Annotated in this window: 15 protein-coding genes and 1 pseudogene; 1 reads left to right on the top strand and 15 read right to left on the bottom strand. The window is 61.6% G+C overall.

The features are described from left to right. Positions 1-24: 24 nt before the first annotated feature. The 5 genes and pseudogenes from FJW03_RS01905 to FJW03_RS01885 all read right to left on the bottom strand — a co-directional run bounded on the left by FJW03_RS01905 (position 25) and on the right by FJW03_RS01885 (position 5,039). Positions 25-965: pseudogene (locus FJW03_RS01905) on the bottom strand (IS481 family transposase). Continuing rightward, a complete protein-coding gene (locus tag FJW03_RS01900) occupies positions 887-1,225 on the bottom strand; it encodes a hypothetical protein (RefSeq protein WP_140763980.1) in 339 nt (112 codons plus the stop codon). The pseudogene FJW03_RS01905 and the gene FJW03_RS01900 overlap by 79 nt, the downstream one beginning before the upstream one ends. Positions 1,226-2,317: 1,092 nt before the next feature. Beyond that, positions 2,318-2,848 (bottom strand): 4-vinyl reductase, encoded by a 531-nt coding sequence (locus FJW03_RS01895; protein WP_140763977.1) that lies wholly within the window; start codon positions 2,846-2,848, stop codon positions 2,318-2,320. A 4-nt stretch (positions 2,849-2,852) separates the two neighbouring features. Further along, on the bottom strand, positions 2,853-4,127 hold the full coding sequence (locus tag FJW03_RS01890; RefSeq protein ID WP_140613059.1) for a metal-dependent hydrolase family protein: 1,275 nt from the start codon (positions 4,125-4,127) through the stop codon (positions 2,853-2,855). Positions 4,128-4,154: 27 nt separating this feature from the next. After that, the gene (locus FJW03_RS01885; RefSeq protein ID WP_140763974.1) at positions 4,155-5,039 is read right to left on the bottom strand and encodes a fumarylacetoacetate hydrolase family protein; all 885 of its coding nucleotides are present in this window, start codon (positions 5,037-5,039) and stop codon (positions 4,155-4,157) included. A gap of 145 nt (positions 5,040-5,184) precedes the next feature. Between FJW03_RS01885 and FJW03_RS01880 the strand changes: the two genes are divergently transcribed. Continuing rightward, positions 5,185-5,886, top strand: a complete 702-nt coding sequence (locus FJW03_RS01880) for a GntR family transcriptional regulator (RefSeq protein ID WP_140613061.1) — start codon at positions 5,185-5,187, stop codon at positions 5,884-5,886. Positions 5,887-5,956: 70 nt separating this feature from the next. Here the strand turns inward: FJW03_RS01880 and FJW03_RS01875 are convergent, their stop codons facing one another. The 10 genes from FJW03_RS01875 to FJW03_RS01830 all read right to left on the bottom strand — a co-directional run bounded on the left by FJW03_RS01875 (position 5,957) and on the right by FJW03_RS01830 (position 16,200). After that, positions 5,957-7,003: an extracellular solute-binding protein gene (locus FJW03_RS01875; protein ID WP_140763971.1), complete on the bottom strand. Its 1,047-nt coding sequence runs from the start codon at positions 7,001-7,003 to the stop codon at positions 5,957-5,959. A 91-nt stretch (positions 7,004-7,094) separates the two neighbouring features. Beyond that, on the bottom strand, positions 7,095-7,898 hold the full coding sequence (locus tag FJW03_RS01870; RefSeq protein ID WP_140695729.1) for an ABC transporter permease: 804 nt from the start codon (positions 7,896-7,898) through the stop codon (positions 7,095-7,097). Then, positions 7,895-8,764, bottom strand: a complete 870-nt coding sequence (locus tag FJW03_RS01865; RefSeq protein WP_140613064.1) for an ABC transporter permease — start codon at positions 8,762-8,764, stop codon at positions 7,895-7,897. The genes FJW03_RS01870 and FJW03_RS01865 overlap by 4 nt, the downstream gene beginning before the upstream one ends. Before the next feature lies 1 nt (position 8,765). Further along, complete coding sequence (locus FJW03_RS01860) at positions 8,766-9,764, bottom strand: ABC transporter ATP-binding protein (RefSeq protein WP_140763967.1); 999 nt, start codon at positions 9,762-9,764, stop codon at positions 8,766-8,768. Between the two features lie 176 nt (positions 9,765-9,940). Further along, positions 9,941-11,032, bottom strand: coding sequence for an ABC transporter ATP-binding protein (locus tag FJW03_RS01855; protein WP_140763964.1), 1,092 nt, complete (start codon positions 11,030-11,032; stop codon positions 9,941-9,943). Positions 11,033-11,036: 4 nt separating this feature from the next. After that, positions 11,037-11,966, bottom strand: a complete 930-nt coding sequence (locus FJW03_RS01850; RefSeq protein ID WP_181173246.1) for an ROK family protein — start codon at positions 11,964-11,966, stop codon at positions 11,037-11,039. Next, positions 11,966-13,009, bottom strand: coding sequence for an SIS domain-containing protein (locus tag FJW03_RS01845; protein WP_140763958.1), 1,044 nt, complete (start codon positions 13,007-13,009; stop codon positions 11,966-11,968). Before FJW03_RS01845 ends, FJW03_RS01850 begins: the two co-directional genes overlap by 1 nt. 41 nt (positions 13,010-13,050) lie before the next feature. Continuing rightward, positions 13,051-13,863: a carbohydrate ABC transporter permease gene (locus tag FJW03_RS01840; RefSeq protein WP_140613075.1), complete on the bottom strand. Its 813-nt coding sequence runs from the start codon at positions 13,861-13,863 to the stop codon at positions 13,051-13,053. Positions 13,864-13,943: 80 nt separating this feature from the next. Beyond that, positions 13,944-14,831, bottom strand: a complete 888-nt coding sequence (locus FJW03_RS01835) for a carbohydrate ABC transporter permease (protein WP_140613069.1) — start codon at positions 14,829-14,831, stop codon at positions 13,944-13,946. A gap of 100 nt (positions 14,832-14,931) precedes the next feature. Further along, positions 14,932-16,200, bottom strand: coding sequence for an ABC transporter substrate-binding protein (locus FJW03_RS01830; protein WP_140763955.1), 1,269 nt, complete (start codon positions 16,198-16,200; stop codon positions 14,932-14,934). Positions 16,201-16,213: the final 13 nt, after the last annotated feature.

The following is a 16,213-nucleotide window of genomic DNA, read 5'->3' as shown; positions in this document are numbered from 1 at the left end:
GGCTGAGGCAGTTCCCAGAAGGGGCTAGGTGTTTAGTCCCGGCATTTGATGGACCGGGTCGAGTCTGAACCGTTCGGGCTCTTTTTTCCAGATTTTGCAGATGAACTCATAAGGCGTGAGGCCTTTGAGGGTCTTGAGCCTGCGTGCGAAATTGTAGGCTGAGATGAAGTCGGCGAGGTGTCGGCGCAGCTGATCGTGATCGTCATAGTGGAAGCACTTGACGGTCGCGTCCTTGATGGTTCGGTTCATCCGCTCGACCTGGCCGTTGGTCCAGGGATGGTTGATCTTGGTGAGCCGGTGCTCGATGCCATGGTCGGCGCAGACATCATCGAAGATATGCCGGGGGGCATGGCGGTCGCAGCTTCGGTTGGTGAACTGGATGCCGTTGTCGGTCAAAATGGTGTGGATGGCATAGGGCACGGCCGCGATCAGATCTCGCAGGAACTGGACCATCGTCATCTTGTCCGCCGTCGCGTGTAGCTGCGCATAGGCGAACTTGGACGTCCGGTCGACGGCAACGAAGAGACGCAGCTTGCCCTCGGCGGTCTGCACATCGGCGATATCGATATGGAAATAGCCGATCGGATAGGCCTGAAACTTTTTCTTGGCCGGCTTGTCACCATCCACCTGCGGCAATCGCGAAATACCATGGCGTTGAAGGCAACGATGCAAGGACGAGCGTGTCAGATGCGGGATCGTCGGCTGAGACAATCATCCAGTGGCAGCAGCGTGTGCTTGCGAAAGGCGACGATGGCCGCCTCTTCCTCCACAGACAACACCGTCGACTTCGGGTCCTTGGGGCCTGTCGGAAGATCGGCGGTCGAGGTTCGGTTCTTCCACTTTCGAACCGTCTTCTGATCGATCCCGTAGCGCCTGGCCAGCGCCCTCAGGCTCTCTTGACTATTTTGTATTGCTCGACGGATTGCCTCTGTCGTCGTGGCGCGGCCGTGCAGAACTTGTCCCATAACCCATCCTTCCAGTCGGAAGAAAATATCGCACCATTAAAGCTCGGGATCAAACACCTAGGGTCCTTGTTGATCTGCTCCAGGAACGAACGAACCTGCGGATCAATGTTCGGGTCGCTGACGACGTTCGGGGCGGCAAGGGCAGATTGGGTCATGATCGTGGCTCCTGCAAACAGAGAGATGAACTTCAAGAGGCGGGATAGATGCTCTCGGATGGTCGGCGGCCCGGAGCCGTCGTTCTGGATAGTGGTGATAATCACTGCTGGTCTCCTTTGTGGCCCTGTGTAGGGCATGACGCCCTTCGAAGGGCTTCCGACGGCCGCCTCCTGAAAGGGTTCGGGTTTGGGGCATTTGGTTGCGGCTAGCCGTTCACGCTGCGCCAGGCTCAAGCGCAGTTGCAGACGTTGCTCGGCATACTGGACCTGACATCGCGGTCTCGCATCGAACCGTCGAGATCGAGCACCCTCTCCCTCTCCGTTGCTACGGTATTGGCGGCCATTCTGGTCGCGTCACGTAATTCAACTCGATAGAAATCCGCACCAGTCGAACGGCTTTATTTCTCAACGGTTGGTGGTCCCACTCCTTGTCTGACATCACCGTCAGGGTTGGCGGCGAGAGATAGTGTAGGAGTTGCGTATAACTAAAAGAAATGCATAGTGATCAATGAAATAATGACTAAAAGTATGTCTTGAGCCGGTCAGATCTGACGCAAATCCCTTCCGGTGCCTTGGGACAGCCTTGAAATCATTCTCTGGAGTGTCCGATACGCCGTTTACGCGCAGCGTAGCCGCCGGAATTCCCAACGGCTGATGGCCGAGTTGCTCCGATCCTGGCGAACGCCAGTAGATCTGTCACCGGAGTTCGAGCCACGCAACTCGTCGCGAACAGGGTCCGGGCTATTGCACAATCTGTCTGCCGTCCGCGCCGAAGCACGCGTCAGACGCCTTGTGCGATGTACACGCGAGAACGCGATAGAACGTGTCCGATGCCCTCTTGGGCTTCTGACGCCATTCCCGAGCAATCTGCCCCGCATCGCTGGCCATCGCTTGGTCAACACTTGGCGACGTCAAAACAGAAAAGCTCGCGGAAATTGCCGTTTGGTTCGTCCCGATCGATGGTGTCGCTATCAGGTAGCTTTTTCTCCCCGGCCGCTGCCGTACGATCACAAGCGCCACCGCGATGTGTTCGATTGTCTTGAAGCTCCCCCTCGCGCGGGCCAGTCTGGATCCGCGAAGGCTGGCAGCGCTCAATCCCCGTTGGAGTGCAAGGTTCGCGTCTTTCTGACCAAGCAGTATCCCGAAATCTTGAAGGGCAAAGTCGAGAACACGGAAGATACACTTCGTGATGCGATTTTATGGCGTTAACGAGAAGTCGAACCGGCAATGATCGTGCTGGCCTTCGCAGGCGCAGTGTATCTCCTCCGCTTCGATCTTGCCCGACTTCGCCGCCGAGTGACGAAGCAGAAACGAAAGCGCGCCGGTGACAAAGCCCTCGAACATGTAGCAGACGCGCTGGCCGGGTCGCTGCCCGGCCTCGAGGGCAAAGATCGAATTCCTGAGGCTGATGCTTCCGCGACTGCCGGCAACGTCCAACATATCGATCGAGAACTGGCCCCAGCCGCGCTGCGACAGGCGCTGGAAATAGTGGCGGAATGTCGCCTCGCGATGGAGACCCTTGCCACGGACTTGCGCCTCGCACCATTCGATGGCGGACTTTGCCGTCGCCTGACGCAGGATGGCGCGGTAGGTCTCGCGGCCTAGGGCTTCCTCAACCGCGAGATGATTGTTCACCAGAAAGTGCCTGGGCAGATAGACCATGGGCAGCTCGTCGGTCCGCCAGATGCCGCTTGTCTCATCGACATCGATCGGAACCTGGGGCCGCATGATCTCAAGCTGCCTGCCGCTGCGCGGCGACGGAGGCGGACTGGTCCTTGTAGAGCTCGCCGTCCTTCATGATGACGATGAGGTTCTTCTCATGCACCATCATGTCGAGATCCTTCAGCGGGTCGCCATTGACTAGCAGCAGATCGGCGATGAAGCCTTCCTTGACCATGCCAAGCTCATCGCCAAGGCCCATCACCTGGCCGCCGAGTCGCGTGCCGCATTGCAAGGCTTCGCTGGGCGAATAGCCGAGCAGGTCGACGAAATGCTTGAGGTCGCGCGCATTGGTGCCTTGCGGCGTCTGCGCGAAGCCGTAGTCGCCACCGATCAACGCGCGCACGCCGCGCTTGCGGAGTTCCGTGTAGACCTTGCGGCTGTCGTCCAGGATGCGCTGCATGCCGAACTTCACCGCCATCTCATGCGTGAAGCCGAAGGGCTCGCCCTCATAGAGCGTGCCGTAGATGATGCCGATGGCCGGGCCGACGAAGATGCGGTCCTTGGCCGATTCCAGCGCGTCCAGCGCCTCCTCGTCGGCGGATTCGCAGTGGTAGATGACGTCGACGCCGCATTTGACCGCGCGCTTGACCGAGCCGGCGGCGCGGGCATGGCAGTTGATCTTCTTGCCGAAGTCACGCGCCACCTGCACCGCCGTCCGCACTTCGGCCTCGCTCATGACGGTAAGGCCGCCATGCGCCGCCGGGCTCAGATCATCGCCGGAGATATTGATCTTGATGTTGTCGGCGCCTTCGCGACAGCAGAGCCGCACCGCCTTGGTGATCTCCTCGACGCCATCGGCGATCATGCCGAAGCTCTCGTGATACATATGCTGCTGGCGCTCGTCGCCGAGACCGCCGGTGACCGTAATCTCCGGGCTGCCAGCGCGCATGCGAGGACCCGGCAAGCGGCCGGCATTGATCTCATTGCGGATGACGATGTCGAGCCTGAGCTTCGAGGTTGCCGCACTATAGGCGCTGGTGAAACCATGGTCGAGCAAGGTCTTGGCATTGCGCATGGTGAGCAGAAGATGCTCCTCGGGCGGGATCAGGCCGAGGTCGGAATCCTTGATCGCGCCGCCAAAGGAGATATGGGCATGGCCTTCGACGAGGCCAGGCATCAGCGTCATACCGCGGCATTCAACCGTCGTCGCACCGTCGCCGGACAATTGATCTGGCGTGCGCGCAATGGTGACGATGCGGCCATTGTCGACCAGCAGATCGGCCGGATAGGCGTCGGCGCCCGTGCCGTCCCAGATCATGGCATTTCTAAACATCACTCTTGTCATGATATCGTCCTTTCGGGTTTGGCGGGGTTATTGGTTGACGGCTTGCCGGGCGGCGACGTCGTCGGCCACGACATTGGAGAGGATGCCGACGCCTTCGAGTTCGACCTCGCAGACATCGCCATGCTTCATGAACAACTGCGGCTTGCGCGCCACGCCGACGCCCGATGGCGTGCCGGTGACGAGAATGTCGCCCAGCTCCAGCGTGATGGCTTCGCTGATGATCGAGATCAGCGAGACGACGTCGAAGATCATGTCGTCGGTCGAGGCGTTCTGGACGACCTCACCGTTGAGACGCGTCTGGATGCGCAGGCCCTTGCCGCCCGGCGGCAACTCGTCTGATGTCACGAAGATCGGACCGAAACAGCCGGTGCCGTCGAAATTCTTGCCGACGGTCCATTGCGGCGCCTTGGTCTGGAAGTCGCGGATGGAGGCATCGTTGAAGATGGAATAGCCGGCGACGTGGCTCAACGCCTGGGATGGCGCGATGTGGCGGCCGGCCTTGCCGATGACGGCCACCATCTCGCCCTCATAGTCGAGCTGGATCGACGCTTGCGGACGACGGATGGCAGCACCATGCCCGATCAGGCTGGTCGAGAAGCGGGCGAACAAAGTGGGATAGGTCGGCGGCACGAAGCCGCTCTCGATCGAATGATCGACATAGTTCAGGCCGACACAGATGATCTTGCCGGGCCTTGAGATCGGCGGCAGCCATTCTACCCATTCCGGATCGATCCGGCGCCCGCAGGCCAGCCGCCCGCCAGCGGCATGCAACGCCTGCACGCCATCAGCGATCAACTCGTCGAGCCATCCGGGAAACATCGCGTCGCTTGCGTCAATGCCGCGGAACTCGCCTGCCGGCAAGGCGATCGCCAGCCCAGGTCCCCGCGGCGATTTATAGGCTGCAAATCGCACTGGTCTTTTCCTCGCTTCTGAAGGCTGGACTTTGTTGAGAAATTATATATCTGTCAACATAGAATATATTATTTTGCATTCTGACTTCTGCCAGAGATAATGTATCAAGGCTCCTCGATGGACGGATTCGCCCGCAGGCAAACGGATGGCTAGGGAAGGCTCGATCAATCTCACCCAGGGCGCGTATGAAGATTTGCGCGCCGATCTCTTGTCGTGCCGGATCGAACCGGGCAGCCGGCTCAAGGTCCAGGAGCTCTGCGACAGGCTGTCCGTCAGCCTTGGCGCTATACGCGAGGCGCTGTCGCGGCTGACCTCCGAGGGCCTCGTCGTGGCCGAACCGCAGCGTGGCTTTCGTGCCGCTCCGATCTCGGCCGAGGACCTGCTCGATCTTACCAAGACGCGCATCCAGATCGAGACTTTGTGCATCCGCCGCGCCATCGAGGTTGGCGACGTCGTCTGGGAATCGCAACTGGTGGCCGCTCTCCACAGGCTGTCGCGCACCCCCGAGCACACGCCCGACGATCCCGTGCATTCGAGCGACGAATGGGCGACCGCGCACGCAGCCTTCCACAAGGCGCTTGTCGCCGGCTGCGATAGCCATTGGCTGCTGCGCCTGCGCGACCAGCTTTACGACCAGAGCGAGCGCTACCGCCGCCGTTCGGTCTCGCTGGCGCCAAGAGCCCGCAACATCGGCAAGGAACATCAGGACCTCGCCGCTGCCGTGCTCGACCGCGATGCAGAAAAGGCAGCCGAACTGCTGGCGGCGCATCTGGCTGTCACCACCGACATCCTGCTTGCGGCGGAGACCTCCGACCTTCCGGCACGCAAGACGACGGTGCGGGCGTAGCGTTTCATCCAACTTTCTCCGGAAGTACAAAACGCCGTCCGTGCAACTGGACGGCGTTTTGCATCGCCGCCTACTGTCGCAGATTGGTCCAGATGCGGTCATAGGCGCGGATCGCCTTCTCGTCGCATGACGGCGCGAAGGTGATCTTGAGATCGGCCGGCGGATTGAATTCGGGCGAGCCGCCGACATCGGGCGCCAGGAGCTTGTTCGATCCAGCGATCGCGCTCTGGTAGCCGGTATATTTCTGCTGCAGCGCGATGTTTTGCGGATCCATCAGAAAATTGAGGAACTTCTTGGCGTGCTCGACATTGGGCGCGCTGGTCGGCACGGCGACATTATCCATCCAGCCGACAACGCCTTCCTTGGGATAGACGTATTTGACCGTCGATTTCTGCTGTCGCGTCGCCAGCGCCTTGCCCGACCATTGCTCGTGCATGACCGTCTCGCCGGCAACCTGGCGCTCGACGATACCATCGGAATTGTAGACCTTCACAAAGGGCTTCTGCGCCTCGAGCAAGGCGTCAAGTTCCTTGAGGTCGGCTGGATTGCTGTTGCACTGGTCCTTGCCGAGATAGACCAGCGCCAGCGACATCACTTCGGTCGGCGAGCCGAACATGCCGACCTTGCCCTTGAGTTCCGCCGGCGGATCGAACAGCGGTTTCAGGCTGTCGGTCGGGCCTTTGTAGACTGATGTGTCGACCGAATAGGAGGTGGTACCCCACACCCATGGCACGGTGTATTTAGCATCGGGATCCCAGGGACGGTGCTGCCATTTCGGATCGACGTTTTTAAAATTCGGCATCGCGCCCGCATCGACTTCTTGGAACAGCTTCTGCTTGACGAAGATCGGCACGAAGTCGTTGCTGATGATCATCACGTCATAGCCGGCAGCACCCGAACTCAGCTTGGCGAGTGCGGTCTCGTTGGAATCGTAGGTGTCGATGGTGACCTTGATCCCGGTCTCTGCCTCGAACTTCTTGATCATTTCGTCCGAGGTATAGTCGGTCCAGTTGTAGATATGCAGTTCACCGGCATCGGCGAGTGCGGTGGTGGTGATCGCCCCCAGCATGGCGGCGGCCAAGGCTGTTTTCGAAAGTCCTTCCTTCCATTTGGTCACGGTCGTTCTCCTCTGACTGGTTTCTTTGTTGTGACTTCTTGTTTGACCATGATCTCCTCCGAAAACCGGTTCCCACTTTTCAGGATCATGGTCAGGCAAATCGGTTGCGCCGTCCGACGAGCAGGGCCGCCGCGACGAAGATGATGGAAACGGTAAGAAGGATGGTGGAGATGGCGTTGACCTCGGGCGTCACGCCAAGCCGCATCATGCCGTAGATGTAGACCGGCAGAGTGGTCGAGCCGGCGCTCGACACCATCATCGAGATCAGGAAATCATCGAGCGAGACGACGAAAGCCATGATGGCGCCTGCCAGAATCGCCGGGGTCAGCAAGGGCAGCGTGATCCGGCGAAACAGCCGCCACTCGTCGGCATAGAGGTCGCGTCCCGCCTCCTCCAGCGTGCCGCCCATGTCGCGCAGCCGCGCCTGGATCGGCAGCAACGCGAACGGGATGCAAAAGACGGTATGGGCGATCATCAGGTTGATCAGCCCGTGATGCATGCCGAGCCCGGAAAAGAAGATCAATGTGGTGATCGCCACCACGATCTCCGGCACCACCAGCGGCATGGCGATCAGGGCGGTTGCCGCGCCGCGCCCGAAACGCAGCCGGCCGCGTTCGAGCGCCAGAGCACCGGCCGTAGCGATGGCCGTCGAGGCGATGGTGGCAACGATAGCGATGATGAGGCTGTTAAAGGCGGCGTCGCGGATCGCGCCATTGTTGGCGACCGCGATGAACCATTTGAAACTGAAGCCGGACCACACGGTGACCAGCCGGCTCGAATTGAAGGCGTAGATAACCAGGATCAGCAGCGGCGCGTAGAAGAACACGAATATCAGAGCGGTGTAGACCGACAGGCCCGGCGTGTGCCGCCAGTCGAACGGTTTTGCGCCATTCATCGCCGTTGCTCCCCGGCTTTGCGCGAGCGGATGACAAAGACGGTCAGCACGACGACAGTAACCACGGTTGAAAGCGCTGCACCAAAAGGCCAGTTGCGCGACGAGGTGAACTGCATCTGGATCAGGCTGCCGATCAGCAGCTTCTTGCCGCCGCCGAGCAGGTCCGGCGCCAGGAATGAGCCCAGCGCCGGCGCGAAGACTAGCGTCGCGCCGGCCAAGGCGCCGGGCCTCGCCAGCGGCCAGACGATGCGGCGGAAGACGGCGGTGCGGCTGGCGTAGAGATCGTAAGCGGCCTCGATCAGCCTGGGGTCGAGGCGCTCCAGCGTCGAATAGATCGGCAGCACCATGAAAGGCAGGAAGGTGTATACGAGACCGAGCAGGATCGACCCGTCATTGTAGAGCAGCGGCAACGGATCGGAGATGATACCGGCATGGCGCAGCGCGCCGTTGGCCAGACCCTCGTCGCGCAGGATCAGGATCCAGCAATAGGTGCGGATCAGCGTGTTGATCCAGAACGGCAGCGTGACGGCGAACAGAAGCACCCGACGCCGCTCTGGCGTCTGGCAGACGATATACCATGCGACCGGCAGGCCGAGCACGAGGCAGATCAAGGTGGTGGCGACAGCGAGATAGACCGAGCGCAGGATGATTAGCGCATAGCTCGGCGAGAACACCAGGCTGTCGTCGAAATCGCGCTGGTAGAGGAATTGCAGATAGGCGTCAAAAGTTGGCGGCTGGGTTACGCCGCCATAGGGGTTGGCGGTCATGAAGGAATAACCGACCGCCAGGAACAGCGGCAGGACCATGAAGATGCCGATGACCAGCATGGCCGGCGCAATCAAAAGATAGGTGCGGTTCGGACCCATCTCAGTTCGCCAGTTCGCGTTCGACATGGCGCGCCCAGTCGACGACGACGCTATCGCCTGTCGACAGCGACGCACCGCCGCGCGTGCGCGAATGCAGCTTTGCTCCCTCCTCCAGCACGATCTCGTAGAGCGTGTCGGAGCCAAGGAAGGTGATGGCCGAGACCGCGCCCCTGGCATGTCCCCGGACGCCATCCAAGGCCGGCGAGACGACGATGTGTTCAGGCCGCACGACGATCGTCTTTGCCGGATCGCGGCCAAGGGCGGCACCCGGCAAAAGGTTGGACTCGCCGATGAAGTCGGCGACGAAGCGGTCCTGCGGATTGTCGTAGATATCCTTGGGCGTACCGATCTGCAGCACGTCGCCGCCGCACATCACGGCGATGCGGTCGGACATGGCCAGCGCCTCCTCCTGGTCGTGGGTGACCAGCACGAAGGTGATGCCGGTTCCGCGCTGCAGCCGCTTCAATTCGCTTTGCATGCCCTTGCGCAGCTTGAGATCGAGCGCCGAAAGCGGCTCGTCGAGCAGAAGCACGCTGGGCTTCGGCGCCAGCGCGCGCGCCACCGCGACGCGCTGTTGCTGGCCACCCGACAATTGCGCCGGGCGCCGCGCGGCGAAGCCTTGCAGCCGCACCATTTCAAGCGCTTCTCTGACGCGGTCATCGATCAGCGATTTCGGCGCGTTCTGCATTTCCAGCCCGAACGCGACATTCTCGGCCACGCTCATATGCGGGAACAGCGCGTAGCTCTGGAACACCGTGTTGACCGGCCGCTTCTGCGGCGGCAGCGCGGCGACGTCGCTGCCAGCGATGCGGATGGCGCCTGAACTCGGCGCTTCGAAGCCGGCGATCAGGCGCAACAAGGTTGTCTTGCCGCAGCCCGACGGGCCGAGCAGCGTGAAGAACTCGTTGTCGTAGATCTCCAGGCTGACTTCATTCAGCGCGCGGACCGGATCGGCGTCCCTGGTCACGAAGGATTTTGACACGCTCTGGATGTCGATCATGACCGGCACATTCCTGGGACTGCATGGAGATGGCCCTCTCGTCGAAGGTCATCACGGTCGTCTGGCGCCGCATCTAAAAATTCGCTCCAAAATTATATTTGTCAACGGATAATATATTGTTTTAGGTTTTTGACACGTGAAAGTGTGGCGGAGCCGTTGTCGTCTGTGCGGAGCCTTCAGAGCACCTTGCCGCTTTCGGGATCGAGAAGGTGCATATGGCCCATGCCGAGCGACAGCGTCGCCGTCTCGCCCGGTTTCGGCGTCGCCGCCGGGTCGATGCGCGCCGTCGCCTCGGCGCCGGCGATCAGAACATGCAGCAGCGTCTCCATACCCATCGGCTCGACGACCTCGACCGGCACCTTGATCCCGACGGTGTCAGGCCGCTCGCGATGCTCGGTGATGTGCTCGGGCCTCAGGCCGAATTCGAGCTCGCGCCCGACATGGCCAGCATAGCGCGCGGTGCGGGAAGCCGGCACGGCGAGCGCGGTGTCGTTGCCCAGCACCACCGCCAGCCCGTCGCCGCGCGCCTCCAGCCGGCATTTGAAGAAGTTCATACCGGGGCTGCCGATGAAGCCGGCGACAAAGCGGCTGGCTGGCTCATGATAAAGCTCATTGGGCGGCCCGATCTGTTCGATGCGGCCCCTGTTCATCACCACGACACGGTCGGCCAGCGTCATCGCCTCAACCTGGTCGTGCGTGACATAGACGGTGGTGGTGGCGACCATCTGATGCAGCTTCTTGATCTCGGCGCGCATCTTGACCCGGAGCTTGGCATCGAGATTGGAGAGCGGCTCGTCGAACAGGAAAACTTTCGGCTGCCGCACCATGGCGCGGCCCATGGCGACACGCTGGCGCTGACCTCCGGACAATTGGTGCGGTTTGCGCTGCAGGAGTTCGCTGAGATCAAGGATATCGGCGACGCGGGCGATGCGTTGTGTCACCTCCGCTTCCGGCACCTTGCGGATGCGCAGGCCGAAAGCCATGTTCTGCGCCACCGTCATCTGAGGATAGAGCGCATAGCTCTGGAACACCATCGCGATATCGCGATCCCTGGCCTGGACGTTGTTGACCAGCTTGCCGCCAATATGGATCTCGCCGCCGCTTGGCCTCTCCAGTCCAGCCACCATGCGTAATGTCGTCGACTTGCCGCATCCGGACGGTCCGACGAGAACGACGAATTCGCCCTTGTCGATGTCGAGATCAATATCGTGCACGACCTTCAGATTCTGGAAGCTCTTGGAAATCTTGCGTAGTTCGACGTCGGACATGGCGCTATTCCTTTGCCGTGGGCGCGAACATGTCGAGCGCCAGTGCCGCGGTTCCGATCACGCCGGCATCATTGCCGTGCTCGGCAGCCACGATCACCGGCGGGCGTCCGGGCTTGAGCAGCACGAAATCCCTGACGTTCAGTGCGATGCGGTCGGTGAAGAAGGGACCGGCCAGCGACAGGCCGCCGCCGATGATCGCCGCCTCGATGTTGAGCATGTTCGACATGATGCCGATCATCTGGCCGAGCCAGCGTGCCACCTCGTCGACCACCTGCAGCGCGACCGCATCGCCATCCTTGGCGAGGTCGACGACGGTCTTGGCGTTCCTTGCGTCGGTGTCCGGCTCCAGCAGGCGGTAGCGGTTGACCAGGGCGCGCGCGCTGGCCAGATTCTCGACCATGCCCGGCACCGGATCGGCGATATCGGTGCGGGCCGGGTCGAGCGAGATGCAGCCGAACTGCGGCGGCAGCCCATCCGGGCCGTCGATGACCTTGCGGTCGATGACCATGGCGCCACCGATTCCGGTGCCGAGTGTGAGCAACGCAAAGCGTGAGAACGGACGTCCGGCGCCGTGGCGCATTTCGCCATGGGTGGCGCTGACGGCATCGTTGCGGACGACGGCTGGCACACCGAAGCGAATGGCGAACAGTTTCGACAGCGACCCCTTGAGCAGCGCCGGGATCGCGGGACAGCGCCCGTTGAGCATGCCGGTCTCGGGATTTGGCGTGCCTGGAACGCCGATGCCGATCGCGGCGATGCCGGGATGCGCCTTGCTCAGCTTTTCGGTCGCCTCGGTAACCAGATGAACGAAATCGGCGAATTCGATGTCGCGATGCACAGGGACTGTGTCGCGCGCCAGGACCTTGCCCGAACCGTCGACCACGCCGAGCTTGACCAGACTGCCGCCGATATCGATTCCGATCGCGGTTACCATCAGGCCTCCTTGCGGATGCGCACGTTGAGCCGCTTTCCCAGGTTGGGGTAGATCATCTTGTCCGGATCGATACCGCGCGCGATCGCCAGCTCGCAGCCATACCATTGCAGCGGGATGGGCGCCCAGCAGCCGGCGAGCCATTGCTGTTCCGGCGCGAGCGGCCAACTGACGTCCAGGTCGAAGCGGGTCGGATGGCCGGAAAGGTTGAGGACGACAGCGCGCGGCCCGAGTTCGGCCAGGGCTTCGCCCAGATTGGCGGCGACCTTCGCCTCGGTCTCGGTCTGCGCGATGGCGATCACCAGGCTCTTGTCGGTTGTGCCGTAGACATGCCCGTGCAAAGCCTCCTCGGTGTCGAAGGCCGCGGTCGGTACGCCACTGATCTCGGCGATCTTGAGCGATGCCTCGAGCGCGGTGCCGAGATGTGTCGCCTGTCCGGCGACCAGGATGTAGTCGGGTACACCAAACCGGGCGACCAGATCCTTAGCGGCCGCAAGACCGGTTTCGGCCGTCTGCTCCAGCTGCGCGAGCAGCTCCGACAGATCGACCGTCTTGTTGGCAAGCTTTGCGGCGACCGCCAGCACCGAAATGACGGTTGCGGTGTAACCCATGGTCTTGGGCCCGACCATTTCCGGACCGATCGGCATGACGATGACCTCGGCACCTGCCCGGGTGATGAGGCTGTCGGCTTCGCCGGTGATGACGAGCGTCGGGAAGCCGCGCTCCACCGACAGGCGCACCGCCTCGATCGTGGTGATGCTCATGCCGGATTGTGAGGCGGCCAGAACCAGCGTGCGCTGGTCCGATGCCTTTGGCGGCAGACGCAAGAAAGCCTCCGGCTCCTTGGCGATTACCGAAGCGCCTGTGCCCTCCTCCAGCGCCTCGGCGCCGGCCAGCAGTGCATTCATGGAGGAGCCAGTGCCGAGTAGCACAATCCGCGCTGGCCTCTGGCGCAGGCTGTCGAAGTTGGCGAGATCCGCACCGATCGCGGCGGGTAGATCGGTTAGGGTCGAAGGCTGCCGTCGGATGTAATTGCCTATCTGCATCTTGGTGTTCCATCAGTTCGAAATTGCTGGTGCGTGGGAAATTATTTGCTGTAGCCCTTGCTGAGGCCGCTGATGAATTGCCGCGAGAACAGAGTGAACAGCAGAACCAGCGGCACCGCACCCAGCGTGAGCGCGGCGAGCAGTGCTGGATAGTCGTTCATGAACTGGCCAACGAACTGCTGCACGCCGAGCGTCACCGTCTGGTTCTGCCGGCTTGGCGCCAGGATCAATGGGAACCAGAGGTCGTTCCAGACCGGCAGCATGGTCAGCGCGGCAACAGCCGCGAGGCCCGGCCTGACAAGGGGCACCACGATCCAGAAGGTGCGCAACTCACTCGCGCCATCCATGCGAGCCGCTTCCTTGAGATCGGTGGGCACGGTGCGGAAATAGGTGACCATCAGCGTCACCGCGATGGGGATGCTCATGGCGGTGTAGACGAGGATGAGCGCGGCGAGCGTGTCTATCAGCTTCCAGGCGAGCATCATCTGGATCAGCGGGATGGTGCCGAGCCGGATCGGCAGCATGATGCCGAGCACGAACAGGCCGCCGAGCAGCGATGCCAGCCGAATGCGGTACTCGACCAGGGCAAAGGCAGCGAGCGTCGACAGCACCACCGTCAGCCCGATCGTTGTCACCGTGACGACCAGGCTATTGCGGTAGTTGACGATGAAATTGCCCCGCGTAAGGACCCGCTTATAGCCTTCGAGGCTGAAGGTCTTGGCCGTGGGCAGGTCGAACGGCCCGCCGAAGATCGCCGGCGTCGTCTTCAGCGAGTTGACGATGACGATCAGTACCGGCCCGATAGCAAGCAGCACGAAGACGATCAGCAGCGCATGCACGATCACGTGCTCCATCGTCCACGGCTCGCGGTGCTGGCGGCGGGCGGCCGGTATTGTGAGATCGGATGTACGGCCAGGGGTGCTCATCCCGGCTCCTAGACCGAATAGGATTTCAGGCGACGCTGGATCAGCCGGAAATAGGCCGCGGTCACCAACAACACCGTGAGGAAAATGATCGTCGCGACCGCGGCACCCAGATCAAGATCGGCAAGCTGTCCGCTCGAACCGAAGAAGGTCCGGTAGAAATAGGTACCGAGAATATCGGTGCTGTAGTTCGGGCCGGGCGCCGAACCGTTAAGCGCGAACACCAGGTCGAAACCATTGAACGTCCAGATGTATGTGAGGATGGCGATCAGGCCGAATTGTGGTGCGATCAGCGGAAACTTGATCTTCCAGAAGGTCGTCCAGCCGCCGGCGCCATCGATGTTGGCGGCCTCGACGAGTTCGTTGGGCACCGCCAGCAGGGCGCTGTAAAGGAAGACCATGGGAATGCCGAAATACTGCCAGACCGACATCAACGAGATGGTGGTGAGCGCGGTCGATTCCGTTCCCAGCAACGGAAAGCCGACCAGACCCCAGAGCGGGTTGATGATCAGACGCCAGACGAAGCCGACGATGACCACCGACAGTGTCGCCGGGATGAACAGAAGCGTGCGGTAGATGCCTTCCGAGCGCGCCAGCTTGCCCGATGTGAGCAACGCAGCCAGCAGCAGCCCCATCGGCACTTCGACAATCAAATGGATGGCGAAATACTGCATGTTGTTGAGCAATGCATTCCAGAAACGGGCACTGATGGTCGGGTGTGTGAACAGGCGTTCGTAATTGGCGAGGCCGACAAAAACGTCACCCGAGACGCCGCTGGTCTGGAAGAAGCTCATGACGATCGACGTCGCCAGCGGCAGCACTGCAAAGACCAGATAGACGGCCAGAGCCGGCAGCACGAACAGCAGCAGGTTTCGGTGGGCGGCAGCAGGAGATATCAACTGGGAACCTCATGTTCACGCCGGCGTGGATGGCTTCGGCGTGCCGAGAGGCTTGCGCATGCCCCGCCACTTGGCAAGGCATGCGCGAAGCATTGCCGGATTACTTCTTCTGCGGCCCGTACCAAGAGGCAAGACCCGCCTGGAGTTCGGTCGCAACCTGCTGCGGCGTGACGTCGGACTTGGTGAACATCACCTGCAGGAGACGCCAGGTCTCGTCGTCGAGCGGCGGCGTACCGGCGCTCAGGCGGTCCAGCGCCAAGCGCGGAGTCAGTTGAGCACCCTTCTTGAGATCGGCGAAATCCTGCGCCAGCTTGTTCTTGTAGGTGACCGGTTTGCTGCTCATGGCAAAGAAGCCCGGGGCCGCGTTGACGTACAGTTCCTGGAACTCCGGTCCGGCGATCCAGTCGAGGAAGGTTTTTGCTGCGTCCTTGTGCGTGCTCTTGGCGTTGATGCCGATGCCCATGTCGGGCATTTCCTGCAGATAGCGCTGGTCGCCAGTCTTGGGCACCGGCGGCCCGAACACGCCAATGTTGAGGCCGGTCGAGGTTGCCTGGTTGATGTCCCATGAGCCATCGGGAAGGATCGCCGCCTTGCCGAGCGTGAACAACTGCGTCATGTCGGCATAGTTCAGGCTCTCCTGCCCGGCGGGCAGGAACGGCTTCCAGGCCTCGAAAGCGGAGATGGCATCGACGAACTCAGGATCCGTCAGCTTCTTCTTGCCATCGATCAGGCCAAGCCGTCCCTCCTCGCCTTTCCAGTAGGCCGGACCGATGCTGTAGAGCCCATTATAGGCCAGTTGCCAGGACTCCGCCGAACCGTAGGCCAACGGCGTGTAGCGGCCGTCCTTCTTGATCGCCTGCAGCACATTGATGAACTCGGCGCTGGTGGTCGGCACCTTGAGGCCGAGTTCCTTGAAGATGTCGGCGTTGTAGTAGAAGCCGGCGAGCACCGCGGCGACCGGCAAGCAATAGGTTTTGTCGTCGGCGCCGGTCCAGGCCGCCCTGGAGGTCTTGTCGAAATTCGCCAGACCCGGAAGCCCTTCCAGCGGCTCGAAATAGCCGCGCTTGATCCATTCGCGATTCACGTCGAAGGGGCGGCAGGTGATCAGGTCGCCGCCGGCGCCGCCTTCGATCTGCGACTGGATGGCGGCATTGTATTCGTTGGTGTTGATGGGCGCGAACTCGACCCTGATGTCGGGATGTTTGGCCTCGAAGGCAGGCAGGATGGTGTCCTGCCAGACCGCGATGTCCTCGGTGCGCCAGCTGTTCAAGGTGATGGTGACAGGGTCGGCATAGGCCATGCCGACGCCGCCGGAAAACATTACGCCAAACGTCATTGCCAGCGGGATTACTGTCCGTATCGAACGCATTTTGGGGCTCCTC

Source organism: Mesorhizobium sp. B4-1-4 (assembly GCF_006439395.2).
GTDB lineage: Bacteria > Pseudomonadota > Alphaproteobacteria > Rhizobiales > Rhizobiaceae > Mesorhizobium.
This window is presented reverse-complemented; position numbering and strand designations above follow the sequence as displayed.

Coding starts and splice junctions, on each gene's coding strand:
- FJW03_RS01895 (WP_140763977.1), bottom strand. CDS start 2,848: ATGCGGCCCCAGGTTCCGATCGATGTCGATGAGACAAGCGGCATCTGG.
- FJW03_RS01890 (WP_140613059.1), bottom strand. CDS start 4,127: ATGACAAGAGTGATGTTTAGAAATGCCATGATCTGGGACGGCACGGGC.
- FJW03_RS01880 (WP_140613061.1), top strand. CDS start 5,185: ATGGCTAGGGAAGGCTCGATCAATCTCACCCAGGGCGCGTATGAAGAT.
- FJW03_RS01870 (WP_140695729.1), bottom strand. CDS start 7,898: ATGAATGGCGCAAAACCGTTCGACTGGCGGCACACGCCGGGCCTGTCG.
- FJW03_RS01865 (WP_140613064.1), bottom strand. CDS start 8,764: ATGGGTCCGAACCGCACCTATCTTTTGATTGCGCCGGCCATGCTGGTC.
- FJW03_RS01860 (WP_140763967.1), bottom strand. CDS start 9,764: ATGATCGACATCCAGAGCGTGTCAAAATCCTTCGTGACCAGGGACGCC.
- FJW03_RS01855 (WP_140763964.1), bottom strand. CDS start 11,032: ATGTCCGACGTCGAACTACGCAAGATTTCCAAGAGCTTCCAGAATCTG.
- FJW03_RS01850 (WP_181173246.1), bottom strand. CDS start 11,966: ATGGTAACCGCGATCGGAATCGATATCGGCGGCAGTCTGGTCAAGCTC.
- FJW03_RS01845 (WP_140763958.1), bottom strand. CDS start 13,009: ATGCAGATAGGCAATTACATCCGACGGCAGCCTTCGACCCTAACCGAT.
- FJW03_RS01840 (WP_140613075.1), bottom strand. CDS start 13,863: ATGGAGCACGTGATCGTGCATGCGCTGCTGATCGTCTTCGTGCTGCTT.
- FJW03_RS01830 (WP_140763955.1), bottom strand. CDS start 16,200: ATGCGTTCGATACGGACAGTAATCCCGCTGGCAATGACGTTTGGCGTA.